The organism is Botrimarina sp. (assembly GCF_040219535.1).
GTDB lineage: Bacteria > Planctomycetota > Planctomycetia > Pirellulales > Lacipirellulaceae > Botrimarina.
In genome coordinates this window covers 190,919-207,810 of sequence record NZ_JAVJSH010000024.1, presented here as the reverse complement: position 1 = coordinate 207,810, position 16,892 = coordinate 190,919, and the positions used below count along the sequence as shown (strand labels likewise).

Here is a 16,892-nt window from a genome sequence, read left to right as displayed (position 1 = left end):
GGCCCGTCATCCGGCCTCACTCGACAGCGAATTCGTACTCACCGGACTCGATCTGCAAAACAGCCCGACCGTTCTGGCGTCCTTCCGCAGCCACGCCTTCGGCCTCGTCGACCTGCTCGCCCGACTCCGTAACCTCCTGCCCCTCCTCCACAGGCAGGTGAACCGTCGCCGTCGTATTGGCCGGGACCGACACGTCGAGCCGCAGCCCTTCGCCCTCGCGTTGCCAGCGCACGCGGATCTGGCCTCGGACTGTGTGGTGGGTCGCCTCGGCCCACTCCAGGTCGCCCACGGGGGTGGGCCGGATGAGGATGTGCTTGTAGCCGGGATGGGCCGGGTCGGGCGCAATTCCGACGAGGTCTTTGTAGAACCACTCGGTGATGTGGCCGAGCATGAAGTGGTTGTGCGAAGCGTTGTGGTTGGCATCCCACGCCTCGGTGAGGCTCGTCGCACCGCGCTCGAGCTGGTAGCCGTAGCCCGGGCGCTCGGTCTGGTTGATCATGTCGTAGACCACGTCCGAGTGACCCCCCTCGGCGAGCGCCTGGAGCAGGTAGCGGAAGCCGACGTCGCCGGCGGTCATCGCGTCGCCCCGTGACCGCACGTCGTCGACCAGGGCGGCGAGCGCGGCCGGTCGGTCGCGGTCCTCGGCCAGGCCCATCACCAGGGCGATCGCGTTGGAGCATTGCGAGCCGGTCGCGTACGTGCCGTCGTCGTTGCGGTACTCGCGGCGCCATGCGTCGCGGATGCTGTGGGCGAGTTGGCGGTACTTGGCCGCGTCGTCCGGATTGTCGAGCAGCGCGGCGATCTGCGCCATCCGCTGCGCACACAAGTAGTAGAACGCGGTCGCGGTCACCGGGGGCGGGGTGAGCTGCGCGTGGCCGGGGCGATCGGCGGGGCCCAGGTCGTACCAGTCGCCGAGGCCCTCGTCGACGATGCCGTCCTCGGCGATCGACGTGAGGTACGCCAAGTACCGCTCCATGACCGGGTAGTACTCGTCGAACAGCTCCGTGTCGCCGGTCGTCTGGTAGTGCTGCCAAGGCACGAGCACGACCGCCGCGCCCCACTCGGCCGCCGCGCGGAACGTGCCGGGGAACTCCACGTACTCCGGGGCGATGTTCGGCACGAGGCCCTCCTTCGCGCCCGAGTCGAGCTGCGAGTCGGCCATGTCACGCATGCCCTTGATGAACAGCCGGTGCGCGTCGAACTCGTAGCGAACGCCGGGGCCATTGAGGTGGTACTGCTCGAGCCAGCCAAGCTTCTCGCGGTGCGGGCAGTCGGTCAGCACCGACACAAGATTCGACCGCTGCGCCCAGCGGACGAGCGTGCGGATGCGGTTGAGCAGGTCGTTCGAGCAGGCGAACTCACCGGCTGGCTCGGCCGTGGTGTGCACGACCACGCCGTCGACGTGCTCGAGCGTGGGCAGCTCGCCGTCGGGCTCGGCCGGAAAGAGGTCGGCCTGCAGGTAACGGCAGCCGGCGTAGAAGAAGCGGGGGAACCAGGTCTCCTCGCCGTCGGTCGCCTTGGTGTACTGCCAGTAAGCGGGGCCGCGGTTGCCGCCGCACGTGCTGCGGTCGATGCGGCCCTCCCCGTCGAGCACTTCCGCGTGGGTGAGGCGGACCGTCGAACCGGCCGGGCCGGTCACCGTGATCCGCGGCATGAACGACGCGTTCTGGCCGAAGTCGAGCACGCTTCGCGAGTCGCTCGAGCTGCTGACCTCGCGGGCGGGCATCGACTCGATCGCGGCGATCGCCGGCGCCGAGGCCGTGTGGCCGCGTAGCTCACCCTTGGGACGCACGAGCTCGACCGCGTGCGGCCAGTCGGAGTCGTCGAAACCGGGCGTGTCCCAGCCTTCGGGCAGCAGGCGGGCGTCGTAGTCCTCGCCGCCGAACACGTCGTTGTAGGTGATCGGGCCCGGGTCGCACCGCCACGTCGGGTCGCTGACGACGCGCTCGCGCGAGCCGTCGTCGTAGAACAGCTCGACCTGCACGATCGCGCGTTGCGGACCGAAAGTGCCCTGGAACTTGCTGAACCGGTTGCGGCGCTCGGTGTGGTACATGCCGTCGCCGAGCACAAGGCCGATCGCGTTGTCCCCGTTGCGGAGGAGGTCCGTCACGTCGTGCGTCTGGTAGAGGCACGTGCGGTTGTACTTCGTCCAGCCGGGCGCGAGCAGCTCGTCGCCTGACTTGCGGCCGTTCAGGCGCATCTCGAAGTGTCCCAGGCCGCACACGTGAACGACAGCGCGCTGGAGTCCGTCGCGGACCTCAAAGCTCTTTCGGAGCAACACGGACTCGGTTTGCCACGGCGCCACGATCCATTCGGCGGACCAATCGTCCTCGTCCAACAGACCCATCGTGAACCGGGCCGGCTCGCTCCAGTCGCTTGGCTCGCCGCGCTCGTCCCACGAGCGGACACGCCAAAAGACTTGCTGGGACGACTCGAGGTCGTCGCCCGCATATGGGACGAGCAACGTTTGGTCGCTGTCGGTCTTGCCGCTGTCCCACAGGTCGGGGTCGTCGAGCCGGTCGGGCGAGGTCGCGGCGACGATCTGGTACGCGGACTGCTTCGCGCCGCGGCGGTCGCTCTCGATCCGCCACGACAGGCGCGGACGGGCTGAGTCGATGCCGAGGGGATCGACCGAGTACTCGCAGCGGAGGCCCTCAATATCGAGCGTGTCGGCGGCCGGCGCGACGCTGACGGCTAGCAGCAGGCACGCGAAACTACGCACAGCGATTCGATTCAGCATGGTTGTCGTGCAACAGGAAAAGAAGGAGCGCGAGCTACTCGGCGAGCACCGCGATGAATCGCTCGATCACCGAGCGGTCGGCCGCGCCGCCGTCGGCGACGACTAGCCGCAGCGTGGCGCCGGCCGCTTGAAAAGCCTGCCTCACGAGGGCGAGGCGGTCGGTCGATTCGCCACACACGATCGTAGCGCGCGGCGCCGATAAGGCGAGCAATCCGGGCAGGTCGCCGTACTTCACGGCGCCTGGGAGAAACCGCGGGTCCCGCCAATCGGTCAGCGAGTCCCAACGGAAGCCGCCCGTGTCGACCAGCGCGGCGTCGACCCGGTCGCCGGCGACGGCCAGCGCGGGCGCCGCGTACGGCGTCGAACCGTTGAGAGCGATCACGCCGACCCTCTCGACGCCGGGCGCCATGCCCTGTGCGGCCGAGACAGCGGCCAGTAGGTCGCCCGCCCGGTGGGCGACCGGCGTGCGGTTGTAGCCGTAGGTGAGCGACGGGACGGGCCGTTGGCCGGGCACAACCGGCGCCTTCTCTAGCGGACCGTCGCTGGGCGCCAGGTCGCCTTGGGCGAACAGGTCGACGCCGATCACCGCGACGCTTCGTTCCAGAAGCATCTCGGCCAGCGGCGTCGGGGCGCCGCCCTCGCCAGCGACCGCCCGTTTCCCCCTGTCCGATGCGATCACGGCGACCGCCGTGGCTCGCTCGGGAACGAACGCAACGGCCGGCAGATCGACGCCCGCCTCGCTGTTCCGGACGACCACTCGGCGCGCTTCTCTGGCGTTTGGCGCCGGCGCGCCGCTGGCGATCAGCGCGCCGGCGCCGGCCGAGCCGGCTGCTCCACCGAGCAGGGCCTCGATGGCGCCGCCGACGGCTCCGCGGTATCGCTGGAGGCTCTCGGCGTCGGTCGGCGCTAGGCGCCGCATCTGGGCCTGCGAGCGCTCATCGATCGTTTGCATCAACTCGACCTCGAACGCGCGATCGACCGGCTCGCCGCGCGACGCTGTGTCGAAGATCGACGCCTCACTCACGTCGAGCGGCCGGAAGGGAGTCTCTTTGACCGGCGCGGCGTGGCCTAGGTCGAGGTGCTCGTTGAACCAAGCGTACATCGCCGCTCGGCTCGCTTGGTTGTAGTTGTGCGGGAATCGAGTAAGCGACGCGTGCGTTACGTTGTCCGGCGAGCCGAGCGTGCGGTAGAGCCGTTGCAATTCGGGCCAGCCGTCCTCGGCGAAGCCGCGGGTCCAGTCGTCGGCCGACGCCATGCCGAGCGGCTTGGGAGCGAACAGCGCGGCGAACTCCACGTTCGATGTGCCGATCCGCAGGCAGCAGGCGTTCTCGCAACCGCACCCGCCCTGCATTGCCGTCGAAACCATCACGACGGGGAACGCCGCCGCGGGCCGCTCGTCGACCGCGCAGAGCATCAACGTCTGCGTGGCGCCGCTGCTGCCGCCGGTCACGGCGATCCGGTCGGGATCCACGCCGTTGAGCGTCGCGAGCCAGTCGTAGGCACATTGGGAGTTGTAGGTCTGGACCCCGAGCGGCCCCTGCAATCGAAGCTCGGCCTGCACGCTGTAGAAGCCCCATCGGTCGGCCGCGTCGAGGATCGTTTCGTCGCTTGGCGCGTGGATAGCGACCAGGTCGAGCTGACGGCTGTCGCCGTAGCCGAGCATGTCGTAGAGGAACACGACGCACCCCATCCGTGCGAGTTGCACGCACCGGGCCTGCAGCGGGTAGCGACCTGCCGGGTCGAAGCTCTCCGCGCCGATCTCGAGCTGCTCGCGAAGGTCGTCGTCGTCCCAGCGGTGAAACCGCCCCCCGCCCCAGTGGCCGTGGGGGGACAAGACCGCGGGTCGGGGCGCGTCGCTCGGTGCGGTGGGCCGGTAGAGGCTGCCGGTGACGCGCAGCCCCGGCAGGCTCTCGAAAGAGACCGCCTCGACGGTGTAACCCTCTCGCTCAACGAGGCGGTGGACCCTCGCCCGTGGCGAGGGCCGCGCCGGCGCGGGCCAGAGGCCGGCCGCAACCGCCACTTGGCGACGCACGCCCTCCCGTCTAGTGGCCCAAGCTTCGGCCGACGGCGGCGGATCGAACGCGAAGCGGTCTTCTCGCAGGTTAACAAGGCCGTCGAGGCGCGGATCGGCTGCGCCGGCGCCAGACACCAGCAACACAGCCGTTATCGCCAGACACCCAAGAGCCACTACCGGTAGGCCGCGGCCCGCCGGGAGCACGCGTCGGAGCATCACTTGGCCGCCGTCTGCTGTTTGAGTGGCGGCTTGCGGCTGGCGAGCCGTTCGCGGTAGTCGGCGAGATTTTCCTTCGTAATCGGCTCGACGCTGATGTGGACCGCCGCGCGGCCGGTTACCGGCAGCGACTGCTCGTCGCCACGGCAGAGGGCGTCGATCATGCCGATCGCCTCGTAGCCATAGCTGTAAGGGTCTTGGGCTATCGCCGCAAAGACCTTCCCTTGCTCGACCGCGTCGAGCGTTTCGGGCGGCGTGTCGAAAGCGATGTGCTTGACCTGCTCGATCTTCCCCGCCGATTCCAGCGCTTCTGTCGCAACGGGGCCCTGGCGGGCGTTCAGGGTGACCAGACAGGCGAGGTCAGGGTGCTCGTCGAGCACGTCGCGGATCAACTCGCGGCACCGGTCGTTGTCGCCGTCGTCGGCGTAAACGCCAATGATCTCGAACCGCGGATCGGTCGCCGACTCCTCTGGAACCGGCGATTCGGCGATACGCGCCTTCAATCCGGCGAGTCGGTCGACGACGTTTTCCTTCGTCTTGTTGGCCAGCAGAACCGCGATCTTGCCCTCGGGAATCGCCTTCTTGACCAACGTCCCGGCGACCAAGCCCGCGCTGAAGTTGCTGGTTCCTACGTATCCGTGGCGCGCCGACTCCGAGGCGTCGGCGTCGAACGTCACGAGGGGCTTCAGGCCGGCCACCTGGGTAATGAGCTTCGTCTGGCGGTCGGCGTCGATCGGGCTGATCGCTACGCCGTCGACCTGTGAAGACCCGGCCACCGACAGCAATTGCATTTGCTGCTCGATGTTCTCGGCGTCGGTCGGGCTGCGGACGTCCAACTCGATGCCCTTGTCCAAGGCGGCCGCTTGGGCGCCCGCGATGGCGGCCTCCCAGTAGTCGCCCGGACCGCCCGTGATGAAGGCCACCCGTTTAGGCGCTGGGCCTTCGGCTTCCTGGGGGGCTGCGAAACCGCGGTAGGCGATCGCCGCGACGACCGCGACGGCCGCGATGGCCCAGAACGATTTGCTCTTCAACATTTGTGTTGACCGCCGTGGAGAGGAGTTTGCGAAAGCGGCCGAAGCGACGCCGCGACGGGCGTCTGTCGGCGCCCGTTATCCGCCGTCGGCCCGGCCGCCTAGCAACGAGAAGACCTGGGGATCGATTGTATACGCGTATGTGTGCACCGAGCCATCGCACAAGGCCATCTGGCATCCTACCGGATGCGCTGAGCCAAATCGGTAGCGAGAAGCGCCGCTGGGCGCCGATCCGTCGCGCAGCGGCGGCATCGGGATGTGGACGGAGCCGGTGACAGCCGAGTTGTCTTGGTCGTGGCCAGTATACAGCGATTGATCGTCGGACGAATCAATACCGGTCTCGTAGTCGGCGGGATTCTGCAGTTTCTCGCCGACGAGGGCGGTCTTCGACGCGCCGTCGGTGACCTCCGCCACGCGCACCTTGCTGCGACGGTGGATGACGCCGTTGAAGAGCACGTTGTCCGGCTGGGTCGACAAGAAATGATCTACGCCGCCCGGCGCGGGGCCGGTGACCTCGTTATTGCCCTTGTTTCCCGCGTTGCTGCGGTAGTCTCCTCGGGCGACGAAGCACTCGCCGGTGAGGCAGTCCATCGTGTTGTAGGCCAGCGCCGGGAAGGCGCCGGTGCGATCCACAAGCGGATACGCCCGCACGCCGCGCTTGGTCGGGCACATGAAGAGCGCGACGGGCGTGGTCACGAGCCGCTGGACCTCGGCGCGTTGCTGCTCGTTGGGCAAGGTCTTCGCGACCAACCCGTCGAGCACCCCGGCGCCGAGGTCGCGTAGCGGGGCGTTGTCGGTGTAGCCCAAGAGGTTGTAGGCCCAGCTGCCGGGCTGTCCGGGACCGTAGCCGCTCGACGCGTCGCCCACCCAGCGATAGCCCCACCCCCCGGTCGGGTAGTGCCCGTGGTCCGACTCGTGGGCCATCGCCGCCAGCGCGATTTGCTTCAGGTGGTTCTTGCACTCGGTGCGGCGGGCGGACTCCCGCGCCGATTGCACGGCGGGCAAGAGCAGCCCGATCAAGACGCCCACGATCGCGATCACGACCAGCAACTCAACCAGCGTGAACGCGGCGGTCGCCGCCCCAGGCCGCTGGCTATGGATCGTTGCTTGAGGAGGCATCGAACGCTCGCGGCGCTCAAGAGAAAAGGTTCAGCAAGAGACCTCGGCGGGATCGGCTGTGAGCGAGGCGTCGATGTCGGCGAGCAGTTCTCGGACGGCCCTCGACTCGCCGTTGCACAGCGCCGAGAACGGGGAGCAAAGCCGCGACGAGCAAATGCCCCGCTGGGCCAGTCCGGCCTTAACGCCTTGGATGACCGCCAGCGCAGGGTTGCGGCCGAGCGTGTAGAGCTTGCTCAGCCGCTCGACTAATTGTTTCAGCCGACGGACTTCGTCGGTCCTGTCGGCGACACACGCCTCGTACAGGGCGACGAACAAGCCGGGGTACAGGTTGGCGCCGCCGCAAACGCCGCCATCGCCGCCGAGGGCGACGGTCTCGGCGAGCAGGTGCTCGGGCCCGGCCATCAGGGTCCAGTCGCTCCGCAAGTGGATCACGCTCTGCACCCGCTCGAAGTAAGCGAGGTCGCCCGAGCTGTCCTTCAGTCCGATCACCTTCGGCTCGTCGAGCAGCTCCCGCACCGTTTCCGGCTCGAAAACGGCCTTGGTCAAGGCCGGCATGTTGTAGAGCATCACCGGCAGCGGCGACTCTTGCGCCAGCCGCCGCGCGGCGATCACCAAGTCGGCTTGGTCGATCGGGAAGTAGCACGGCGGGGCGAAGACCACGGCGTCGGCCCCCCCGTCGGCGGCCACCTCCGCCATGTCGATCGCCTCGGCCAGCGACGTGTCGGTCACGCCGACGAGCACCGGGGCGCGGCCGCTCGCGACCTCGCAGGTCGCCTCGATCATCGCGGCGCGGACGCGATACGGAAGCGACGGGCCTTCGCCGGTCGTGCCTAGCACGAACAAGCCGTTCACCCCGCCGCTAAGAACGTGCTGGACAAGCCGCACTAGGGCCTCGCGGTCGAGTTCTTCGTCGCTGGTCAACGGCGTGACCAGCGGCGGCACGATCCCTCTCAGGGGGCTATCCAGCCGATTGTTCGCCACGACGTGGCTCCTATTGTGACAGTCTTCGAGTCATGCCTAGCCGCGACACGCCTACGCCGACGAGGAACACCGTCAGCGTGCCTACGACGATCGTCATGTGGGCGTGCAGCGGGTTGACGAGCCACTCGGGCAGGCCCGCCGGCCCGTAGAGCAAGTCGGGAAGCGACATCCAGCCGACCACCAGCACGCCAACGATCACCGCGCAGACGGCGGCCGGCCGACGCACTCCGCGGGCGATCGCGCCGAGCAGGAACAGCCCGAGCAGCCCGCCGGCGAACACGCCCGAGAGCGTCCACCACGCGTCCAGCCCGCTCCGGACACCGATCAGCGCCAGCGCGACCGCCACGCCCGCGGCGCCCATCGCCGCCGTGGCGGTGTAGAGGACGATCATCGACTCCCGCTCGCCGCAGTCGGGCCGCAACCGGCGGCGGTAGATGTCGATCAGCGCGACGGTCGCCGCGCTGTTGAGCGAGGTGTCGATGCTGCTCATCGCGGCCGCGAAGATCGCCGCCACCAGCAGCCCGGTCGCGCCGGCCGGCAGCCCGTGGACGATGAAATGGGGCAACACACTGTCGCCGACCTGCGCCGTGGTGACCTCGGCGGCGGTCACCGCTTCGCCGGCGGCTGTCAGCCGCTGGGCCACCTCTTGGCTGACCTGTTGCAGGAACTCGGGGTGCGTCTGGTAATACGCGTAGGCGGCCGTGCCGATGGCGAAGAACACCGCCGACGTTGGGAGGTAGAGCATCGCGCCGATCCACACGCTGCGCCGCGCCAGCTCCTCGGTCGGCGCCGCGTGGTACCGCTGGACGTAGCTCTGGTCGATGCCGAAGTTCTTCAGGTTCTCAAACAACCCGTACAGCAACGGCACCCAGAACGTCGATCGGGTGAAGTCGAGCGCAAAACTACCCAGCGAGAACTTGTCTTCGGCCGCCGCGATCCGGACGGTCTGGCCGGGGCCCTCCGGCATCCCGGACAGCAACAGAGCGAGCAACGTCAGCGCGCCGACCGAAAGCACGACCGCCTGCACGACGTCGGTCCAGATGACCGCTTCGATGCCGCCCAGAACCGTGTAGAGAGTCACAGCCACTCCGGCGACGACGATCACCGCCACCTGCGGCCAGCCGGTTAGCGTGGCGAGCACGAGCGACACGCCGAACAGCACCGCGCCGACCCGGGCCAGCTGCGTCAGCAGATAACAAACGACGCCGTACGTGCGCGCCCAACCCCCGAAGCGCCGCTCCAGGTGGTCGTACGCCGAGATCGAGCCACCGCGCCGGTGCAGCGGCACAAACCAGGTGGTCGCGATCCATGCGGCGATCGGCAGCGAGAGGCTGAACGCGAAAGCGTTCCAGTTTTCCGAGTAAGCCTTTCCGGGCACGAACAGGAAGGTGTTGCTCGACAGGTAGGTCCCGAAGATGGAGATCCCGACCGCCCAGCCGGGAATTCTCCCGCCGCCGACCATGAAGCCTTGGGTCGTGCGGCTGCGGCGAACGAACCAACAGCCCAGCCCCACCACCGCCGCCAGGTAAACGGCAATGACGACAGCGTCGACAACGGGGAGCTTCATTCGCTCCCCCCTGCCCCGTCGGGCCATTGGCCATCGCGGATCGGCGGGCCGTCGAGGCGGTCCGGGTCGAGCACCACGTGCTTGATCCGCTCGCGCCGCCACGTGTAGGTGACGTGAACCAGTCCGTCGTCGGTCTGGATCACCGCCGGGTAAGAGTAGCCGGCCGGGTGCTCTGGGTCGTCTTCCAGCACGAGCGCAGCGCGCCAGTGGACGCCATCGTCGGAGACCGCCACGTTCAGCGGGCTACGGTCCTCAGCGTCGTGGTTGTAGACCAACACGTGCCGGCCATCGTCCAGCGTGACCGCGTCGGTCCCGGAGCTGGGGTTCGGCAAGCCGGTCAGCGCCATCTTCCCCCACGTGCGGCCGCCGTCGTCCGACCAGACCTGGAACACCCCGCTCGCCCGTGTGCGACCGACCGCCTGCAGCCTCCCGTCGGGATGGACGAGCAGGCTGGGTTGGATCGCCCGGATCTGTTCGGGATCGTTGACCGGCGTCATCGCCTCCCAAGTCTTCCCGAGATCGGGGCTCCGCTCAAAATGGACCATCCAGCCCTGATCCTCGGTGCTCGATGGGCTCATCAGCACACCGCCCGGCAGCTCGATGGGCTTGTTCTTGACCGGGCCGATCACGCCGTCGGGTAGGCGTCGAGGCTCGCTCCACGTCCTTCCTCCGTCGGACGATTCGGTGAGCATGCCCCACCAGTCGCGCGGTGTCGGGCCCACCTTGTAGAACAACAGCAGCGGCCCCTCGCTCGGCTTGAACAGCACCGGATTCCACGTCGGGAATCGCTCATCGTCTGTGACCCCGGTCGCAACCTGTTCTGGCTTCGACCACTCCCCGTCGGTCTTCCGGGCCACCCAGATCCCCACATCGGGGTGCCGCTCGTGCGTGCCGCCAAACCACGCCGCGACCAACGAGCCATCGGCTTCTTCGATCGTCGACGCGTGGCACGAGGGAAACGGCGCGTCGTCGTAGATGAACTCCCGGAGCACGATCGCTCCCTGCTCTGCCGGGCTGCTGGCAGCCGCAGCGAAGCAACAAGCGAGGCAGAGCAGCGATGCCCCTGAGGTTCGGTCGGGGCGCATAAGTCGCAGTCGATGAAGCATTTGAGCCAATACAGCGCCGCCTAGCGGCTCGGAGGTAAGGCCCGGCTTGAGTCTCTGGGTCGCCCGCGGCCGGTGATGAAGCCGTTTCAGCTTATTCGGAATCGGGCCTTCGAAGCGTGGAACAGGGGGCCTGTATTTAAGACAGCGCCGGTTGGGGCGCGTGTCGGCTGGTGCGATCGGCTCGCCCAACCCAGGGAGCGCCAGCCGCATAAGGCGAAGAGTTTGTGATTGCGGACGGCCGCATTTGCCCGGTCGAAACGTCGGCTCTATCCGCTCGATCCCCGCCCTGCCCCGGTTTGCGAATTAACGGACTCTTAATGCAATGAAGAGCGGGTTTGAATCGTTGACGGCGCCGAAGTCGCGGCTGACACTGTTAAGGAACGCTATTGGAATTCCAGTGGCAATCTACAAGCTCTTCAGTTCCTTATCCAATTCGGGCCGTCCGCTGTAGGACCCTCCCTATCCCCCTCTTGTGTGGGGGTTGAGAGTCGAGTGGGCCTGAGCGACAGGCGGCACACTTCGTATGCATAAGCCTCCCAGCCGTACCAGCGAGGCCTACGTCCGCCTCCGAGAGCGGATCACGACCGGGCAGCTTGCGCCCGGGGCGGTCGTTTCGGAGGCTTCGCTCGCCAAGGAGCTGGGTCTCAGCCGCACGCCGATCGGCGAAGCGCTCCGCCGGCTCTCGCAAGACGGCCTCGTCGAGCAAGTGCCCCGCTACGGCACCATCGTCCGCGAGATCACCCCCGCGGAGCTGGAAGAGCTGTTCGAGATCCGCGAAGCACTCGAGGGGATGGCGGCCAGCAAGGCAGCCGACCGGATCACCCCCACCGCGCTGGAGGAGCTTGGCGGCCTCTGCGGCACGATCGAGAACGAACTGCACCGCGCCGAAACCTCCGGCGAAACACGCCTCGAGGGCGAGGCCTTGCGGCGGTTCCTTTCGGCCGACCTGGCGTTCCACATGCTGATCATCGCGTCGGCGGGCAACAGCCGGCTGACGGAACTCATCGACAACACGCGCAGCATCTCCTCGATGTTCAACGCCCGCCGCGGCGAACACTCCGTCGAGCGGATCCGTAACGCCGCGGAGGCCCACCGGGCCATTCTCGACGCTCTGCTGCGACGCGACGCGATGGCCGCGCAGGCCGAGGTCGTCGCGCACATCCGCACTTCCTGCAAGCAATCGCTCCAAGCCCCCACGCGGCGTCCGCCGGTGAGCCTGGGCACGCTGAACTTGCCGGATTCGGTCCGTCAGGACCTCGCGAGCTAATTCCGATCACCGACCCGCTGTGCAAGCCGGCGCGGCGAGGTACTCGTCACTGCATCGTCTGAAATATGTCCGCCATTTGTTCTGGAACGCTGCTGTCGCGGCCCCCCGCGTTCGACACCGGGCCGTCACACGAGGGGGCTGCGGCCTCGGCCACGGCGCGGAGAACGCTGCGCCGGTTCGACCGGGTCGCCGGTCGCCGGTTGCCGCACGTGTGCCGCTACTTGCCGCAGCCGGCCGACGCGCCGCTCAAGGCGCCGCGCCTGATCGGTGTCGGCCGTGTCGACGTGCAGCCGGGTGAGGCCTACCCACGCCGCGACCTGCCCAAGCTGTACAGCTACGAGTGGCGCGCCGGGCGCACGCTCCCCGAGCACCAGGTCGTTCTGCTGAGCAACGCCAGCGGCGAGTTCGAGTCGGAGGCCCTCGGCCGCGTGACCCTGCTGGGCGACGCGCTGCTGTTCCTCTTTCCCGGCGAGTGGCACCGCTACCGCCCGCTGGCCGGCGGCGGGTGGAGCGAACGCTGGGTCGCTCTGCAAGGCGACTTGGTCGGCGCCCGGCTGAAGCAGGCGGGCCTCGCGCCGCACAACGCGGTCGCGTTGCCCGACCGGCCGGGCCGCTTACGCGACGCGCTCGACCTGTTGATCGACGCGGTCGAGTCGCGCCCGACCGGCGGGGGACCGCTCACGCCGCTCGCTTTCCGTGTGCTCGACGAATCGGTCCGTCAGGCGACCCGTCTCCCGATTCGGGCGGAGGAACCCGTGGGCAACGACGAATCCGAAGTAGAAGACGAGATCGTCCAGCGGGCACTCGAGATCATCTGGAACCACCAACACTGCCCGCCGCTCAACGTGAGCGACGTGGCGCGTCAGCTGCCGGTCACGCGGCGCACGCTCGACCGCCGCTTCGCCGACGCGCTGGGCCGCACGGTGCTCGACGAGATCACCGCCTGCCGCATCAGCCGCGCCAAGCGGCTGTTGGCCAACACCGACATGCCGATCAAAGCGGTCGCTTACCGGTCGGGTTTCCCCAGTCGGGAGCGGCTCCGGCTGGCGTTCTTGAGCCACGAGGGGATGCCGCCGAGCGAGTACCGCGACTCGGTGCGCCGGCACGGCGCCGAGCGAGAATGACGCGGCACACGACCGAGACTGTCCGGATCCGGGCCCGCGAAACGAGGGCCAATCGACGCGACAAATGCTAACTTAAACATTCGGCGAGAGGCCCGGCAGTCCGTCGGCCAACCGCTGCTTTTCCACACGGAGCACAAACTTATGTTTCCGACCGCCGCACGCCGTCCGCAGCGGGCAGGCTTCACGCTCGTGGAGTTGCTGGTCGTCATCGCAATTATCGGCATCCTCGTCGCGTTGCTGTTGCCGGCCGTGCAGGCGGCCCGTGAGGCGGCCCGCCGCAACCAGTGCAAGAACAACCTCAAGCAGCTCGCCCTGGCGAATCTCAACTACGAGAGCACGCACAAGGAGTTCCCCTCGGGTGGATGGGGCTTCCAGTGGTCGGGCGACCCCGATTGGGGCACCGGTCAGTCGCAGCCCGGTGGATGGATCTACTCGATCTCGCCCTTCATGGAAGAGACAGCCGCACAGCAAATCGGCTCGGAATTCGCGAAGAACGACCTCATCGGCAAACGCGGCGCGCTGACCAAGCTGATCATCCATCCGATCGCGACGGTCATTTGCCCCTCCCGGCGGAGCGTGGCGACCTACCCGGTGCCGACGGGCCACACCAACCAGCTCTTCAACGTGGAGATGATCCCGGGCGAGACGCTCTACGCCAAGACCGACTACGCCGCAAACGGCGGCAGCGTGCCGCACACTCCGGGTCCGTCGCCGGGTTGCTACAACACCTTTCCGGTCTGTAGCCCCAACGTCGATAAGGAGTCGACCAACGGGATCGTCGGGCCTCGCTGGGGCGCCCGGATAGCGCAGGTCACCGACGGCACGTCCAAAACCACGATGCTCGGCGAGAAGTACTTGCCGGTCTCTCTGTACGAAACGGGTGAGCACCGGGGCGACGACAACAGCGCGTACCACGGTTTCGACATCGACACCTGCCGAAACTTCAGTGCGCAGCCGTTCCCGGACAGCGAAACGTTTGCCGGAGAGGCCAAAGGCTGGGGGACCAAGTCCGCCGGCTCGCCTCACCCGGGCGTCGTCCAAGTGGCGCTGGTTGACGGGTCCGTGCAGGGTTACGCGTACGATATCGAGCCGCACGTGTGGCGGAATCTCGGCGACCGGGACGACGGGGATAGCAACAACCCGAACGATCCCTGGTAGGTCGGCGCGTCCCTGCGGCGTCCGATTCCTCGACCAAGACAGTTCCGAGAAATATCAACTCTCACCGTCCGATGCATCACCGCGTCAGCCAGGCCATGCCGCTGGGCGCCTTGGCCTGCCTGGCGCTGGCGTTCCCTAACGTCGCGCCGGCTTCACCCGAGGCCGACCAAACCGCCCGCTCGGTCTACCTCTTCACCTCGTTCCAAGAGCCGGCCGATAAGGGCCTCAAGCTGCTCTGGAGCGACGACGGCCGCCACTGGGAGCGGATCCCGGGCGTGTTCCTGAAGCCGTGGGCGGGCCGCGGGAAGCTGATGCGTGACCCGTCGGTCGCGCGGGGCCCCGACGGTCGCTTCCACATGGTGTGGACGACCGCTTGGCGCGGAGACCAGGGGTTCGGGTACGCCCACTCGGAGGACCTCGTCCACTGGTCGCCGCAGCGCTTCCTCCCGGTGATGGAGCACGAGCCGACGACCGTCAACGTGTGGGCGCCGGAGCTGTTCTACGACGAGCCGCGCGACCGCTTCCTGATCGCTTGGGCGTCGACGATCCCGGGCCGGTACCCCGACGGCGAGGAGCGGCGCGACAACAACCACCGGATGTACTACACGGCGACGCGTGACTTCGAGTCGTTTACGCCCGCCGAGCTGTTCTGCGAGCCGGGTTTCAGCGTCATCGACGCGGTGATCGTTCCTTGGGGCCGCGACGGCGGTCCGGCTTACAAGCTGGTGTTGAAGGACAACACCAGGCCGGTGCTCGCGCTCCGGGTCGCCGAGGGGGATTCGCCCACGGGGCCGTGGCGGAACATCTCTGAGCCCATCACACCGTTCAAGACCGAAGGCCCGTCGGTCGCCCGCGTCGGCGACGAGTGGCTCGTCTACTTCGACCGCTACGGCGACAAGGAGTACGGCGCGCTCGCCACAGACGACTTCACGAACTTCCGCGAAGCGGGCGCCGAGTTCCCAGAGGGCCACAAGCACGGCACGGTGCTCCGCGTCACGCAGAAGGAGCTGGACTACCTGAAGCGGGTTGGCTCGGAGCAAGCGCCCGGCGTCGGCCAAGATTTCGTTCCGCATCTCAGCGAAGAAGAGACCGCCGCGCGATTGGCGGAGATCGACCGAGTCGCCAACGCCGGCCCGTTCAAACCGAACTGGGAATCGCTCAAGAACTTCGAAGCGCCGGACTGGTACGCGGACGCAAAGTTCGGCCTGTTTATCCACTGGGGCGCGTACAGCGTGCCGGCGTTCGCCAGCGAGTGGTACCCGCGGAACATGTACCGCGAGGGCTCGCCGGAGTACGAGCACCACCTGGCGGCCTACGGCCCGCACGACCAGTTCGGCTACAAGGACTTCATCCCGCAATTCAAGGCGGAGCGCTTCGACCCGAAGGAGTGGGCCGACCTGTTCCGCCAGGCGGGCGTGCGGTACGTCGTGCCCGTGGCCGAGCACCACGACGGCTTCCCGATGTTCGACAGCCGCCTGACCGAATGGGACGCATCGGAGAAGGGCCCCCAGCGTGACGTGCTCGGCGACCTGGCCGATGCTTGCCGCGCCGAACAGATCACGGTCGGCGCCTCGAGCCACCGGGCGGAGAACTGGTGGTTCTTCGGCCCGGGGCGGCAGTTCGAGTCGGACGTGCAGGACCCGACCTACGCGACCCTCTACGGACCCGCGCACGACAAACGCGTTAGCGAGAACCAGTCCGAGCCGCCGAGCGAAGCGTTCCTCGACGACTGGCTGCTCCGCTCGTGCGAGATCGTCGACAAGTTCGAGCCGCGGGTGATGTACTTCGACTGGTGGGTTTGCCAACCGGTCTTCCAGCCCTACCTGCAGCGCTTTGCCGCCTACTACTACAACCGGGCCGCCGAGGCGGGCTACGGGGGGGCGATCAACTTCAAAGAGTGGGAAGGGCGATCGTTCCCCCGCGGCACGGGCGTGCTCGACGTGGAGCGCGGCAAGTTCGCCGAAATCCAGCCGTTCCTCTGGCAGACCTGCACGTCGGTGTCGCGGAACTCGTGGGGCTATGTCGAGAAACAAGACTACAAGCCCGTGGGCGAAATCATCGACGACCTGGTCGATGTGGTCAGCAAGAACGGCGTGATGTTGCTGAACATCGGACCGAAGGCCGACGGGACGATTCCCGAGCCAGAGCAGCAAATGCTCCGCGACATCGGCCGCTGGCTCGAGATGAATGGCCCGGCGATTTACGGCACGCGGCCGTGGAAGCGGTTCGGCGAAGGGCCCACCGAGGAGGAGGGCGGCTCGTTCACCGACGCCGAGCGACCCGAATTCACCGGCCGCGACCTCCGCTTCACGACACGGGGCGACAAGGTCTACGCGATCGCCTTGGCGTGGCCGGAAAGCGGTAAGCTGGTCGTCGAGTCGCTCGCGCGCTCGGCGGGCGAGTTCAGCCGTGTCCGGCTGCTCGGCGCCGAGGGCGACCTGCAATTCGAGCAGTCGGAGAAGGGGATCACCGTCTCGCTGCCGGAAGAGCCCCCGACTGAGTACGCTCACGCGTTCGAGATGACGCCGCGCGCGTCAGGATCGGACGGCGAGTAGCGCGGATCGACGCA

At 67.8% G+C, this 16,892-nt stretch carries 11 protein-coding genes; 4 read left to right on the top strand and 7 right to left on the bottom strand.

Translation table 11 applies throughout. From position 1 onward, the window contains the following. Positions 1–16: 16 nt before the first annotated feature. From RIC11_RS14615 to RIC11_RS14585, 7 genes are all read right to left on the bottom strand, one after another. Positions 17–2,740, bottom strand: a complete 2,724-nt coding sequence (locus RIC11_RS14615) for a family 78 glycoside hydrolase catalytic domain (protein ID WP_350212563.1) — start codon at positions 2,738–2,740, stop codon at positions 17–19. Between the two features lie 34 nt (positions 2,741–2,774). Further along, positions 2,775–4,898 carry an alpha/beta hydrolase family protein gene (locus RIC11_RS14610; protein ID WP_350212561.1) on the bottom strand — a complete coding sequence of 708 codons (2,124 nt, stop codon included), beginning with the start codon at positions 4,896–4,898 and terminating at the stop codon, positions 2,775–2,777. A gap of 71 nt (positions 4,899–4,969) precedes the next feature. Further along, positions 4,970–6,004, bottom strand: coding sequence for a substrate-binding domain-containing protein (locus tag RIC11_RS14605; protein ID WP_350212559.1), 1,035 nt, complete (start codon positions 6,002–6,004; stop codon positions 4,970–4,972). Between the two features lie 75 nt (positions 6,005–6,079). After that, a complete protein-coding gene (locus RIC11_RS14600; RefSeq protein WP_350212557.1) occupies positions 6,080–7,120 on the bottom strand; it encodes a DUF1559 family PulG-like putative transporter in 1,041 nt (346 codons plus the stop codon). Between the two features lie 30 nt (positions 7,121–7,150). Further along, positions 7,151–8,101 (bottom strand): dihydrodipicolinate synthase family protein, encoded by a 951-nt coding sequence (locus tag RIC11_RS14595; protein ID WP_350212555.1) that lies wholly within the window; start codon positions 8,099–8,101, stop codon positions 7,151–7,153. A 10-nt stretch (positions 8,102–8,111) separates the two neighbouring features. Further along, entirely contained in the window at positions 8,112–9,668 is a 1,557-nt protein-coding gene (locus tag RIC11_RS14590; RefSeq protein ID WP_350212553.1) for a sodium:solute symporter family protein, read from the bottom strand. Further along, a complete protein-coding gene (locus RIC11_RS14585) occupies positions 9,665–10,753 on the bottom strand; it encodes a sialidase family protein (RefSeq protein WP_350212551.1) in 1,089 nt (362 codons plus the stop codon). Before RIC11_RS14585 ends, RIC11_RS14590 begins: the two co-directional genes overlap by 4 nt. A gap of 544 nt (positions 10,754–11,297) precedes the next feature. Here RIC11_RS14585 and RIC11_RS14580 point away from each other — a divergent pair. The 4 genes from RIC11_RS14580 to RIC11_RS14565 all read left to right on the top strand — a co-directional run bounded on the left by RIC11_RS14580 (position 11,298) and on the right by RIC11_RS14565 (position 16,878). Then, positions 11,298–12,041 carry a GntR family transcriptional regulator gene (locus tag RIC11_RS14580; RefSeq protein ID WP_350212550.1) on the top strand — a complete coding sequence of 248 codons (744 nt, stop codon included), beginning with the start codon at positions 11,298–11,300 and terminating at the stop codon, positions 12,039–12,041. Positions 12,042–12,106: 65 nt separating this feature from the next. Beyond that, complete coding sequence (locus tag RIC11_RS14575) at positions 12,107–13,165, top strand: helix-turn-helix transcriptional regulator (protein WP_350212548.1); 1,059 nt, start codon at positions 12,107–12,109, stop codon at positions 13,163–13,165. Positions 13,166–13,306: 141 nt separating this feature from the next. Then, entirely contained in the window at positions 13,307–14,323 is a 1,017-nt protein-coding gene (locus RIC11_RS14570) for a DUF1559 family PulG-like putative transporter (RefSeq protein ID WP_350212546.1), read from the top strand. Positions 14,324–14,394: 71 nt separating this feature from the next. After that, on the top strand, positions 14,395–16,878 hold the full coding sequence (locus RIC11_RS14565) for an alpha-L-fucosidase (RefSeq protein WP_350212544.1): 2,484 nt from the start codon (positions 14,395–14,397) through the stop codon (positions 16,876–16,878). Positions 16,879–16,892 lie beyond the last annotated feature (14 nt).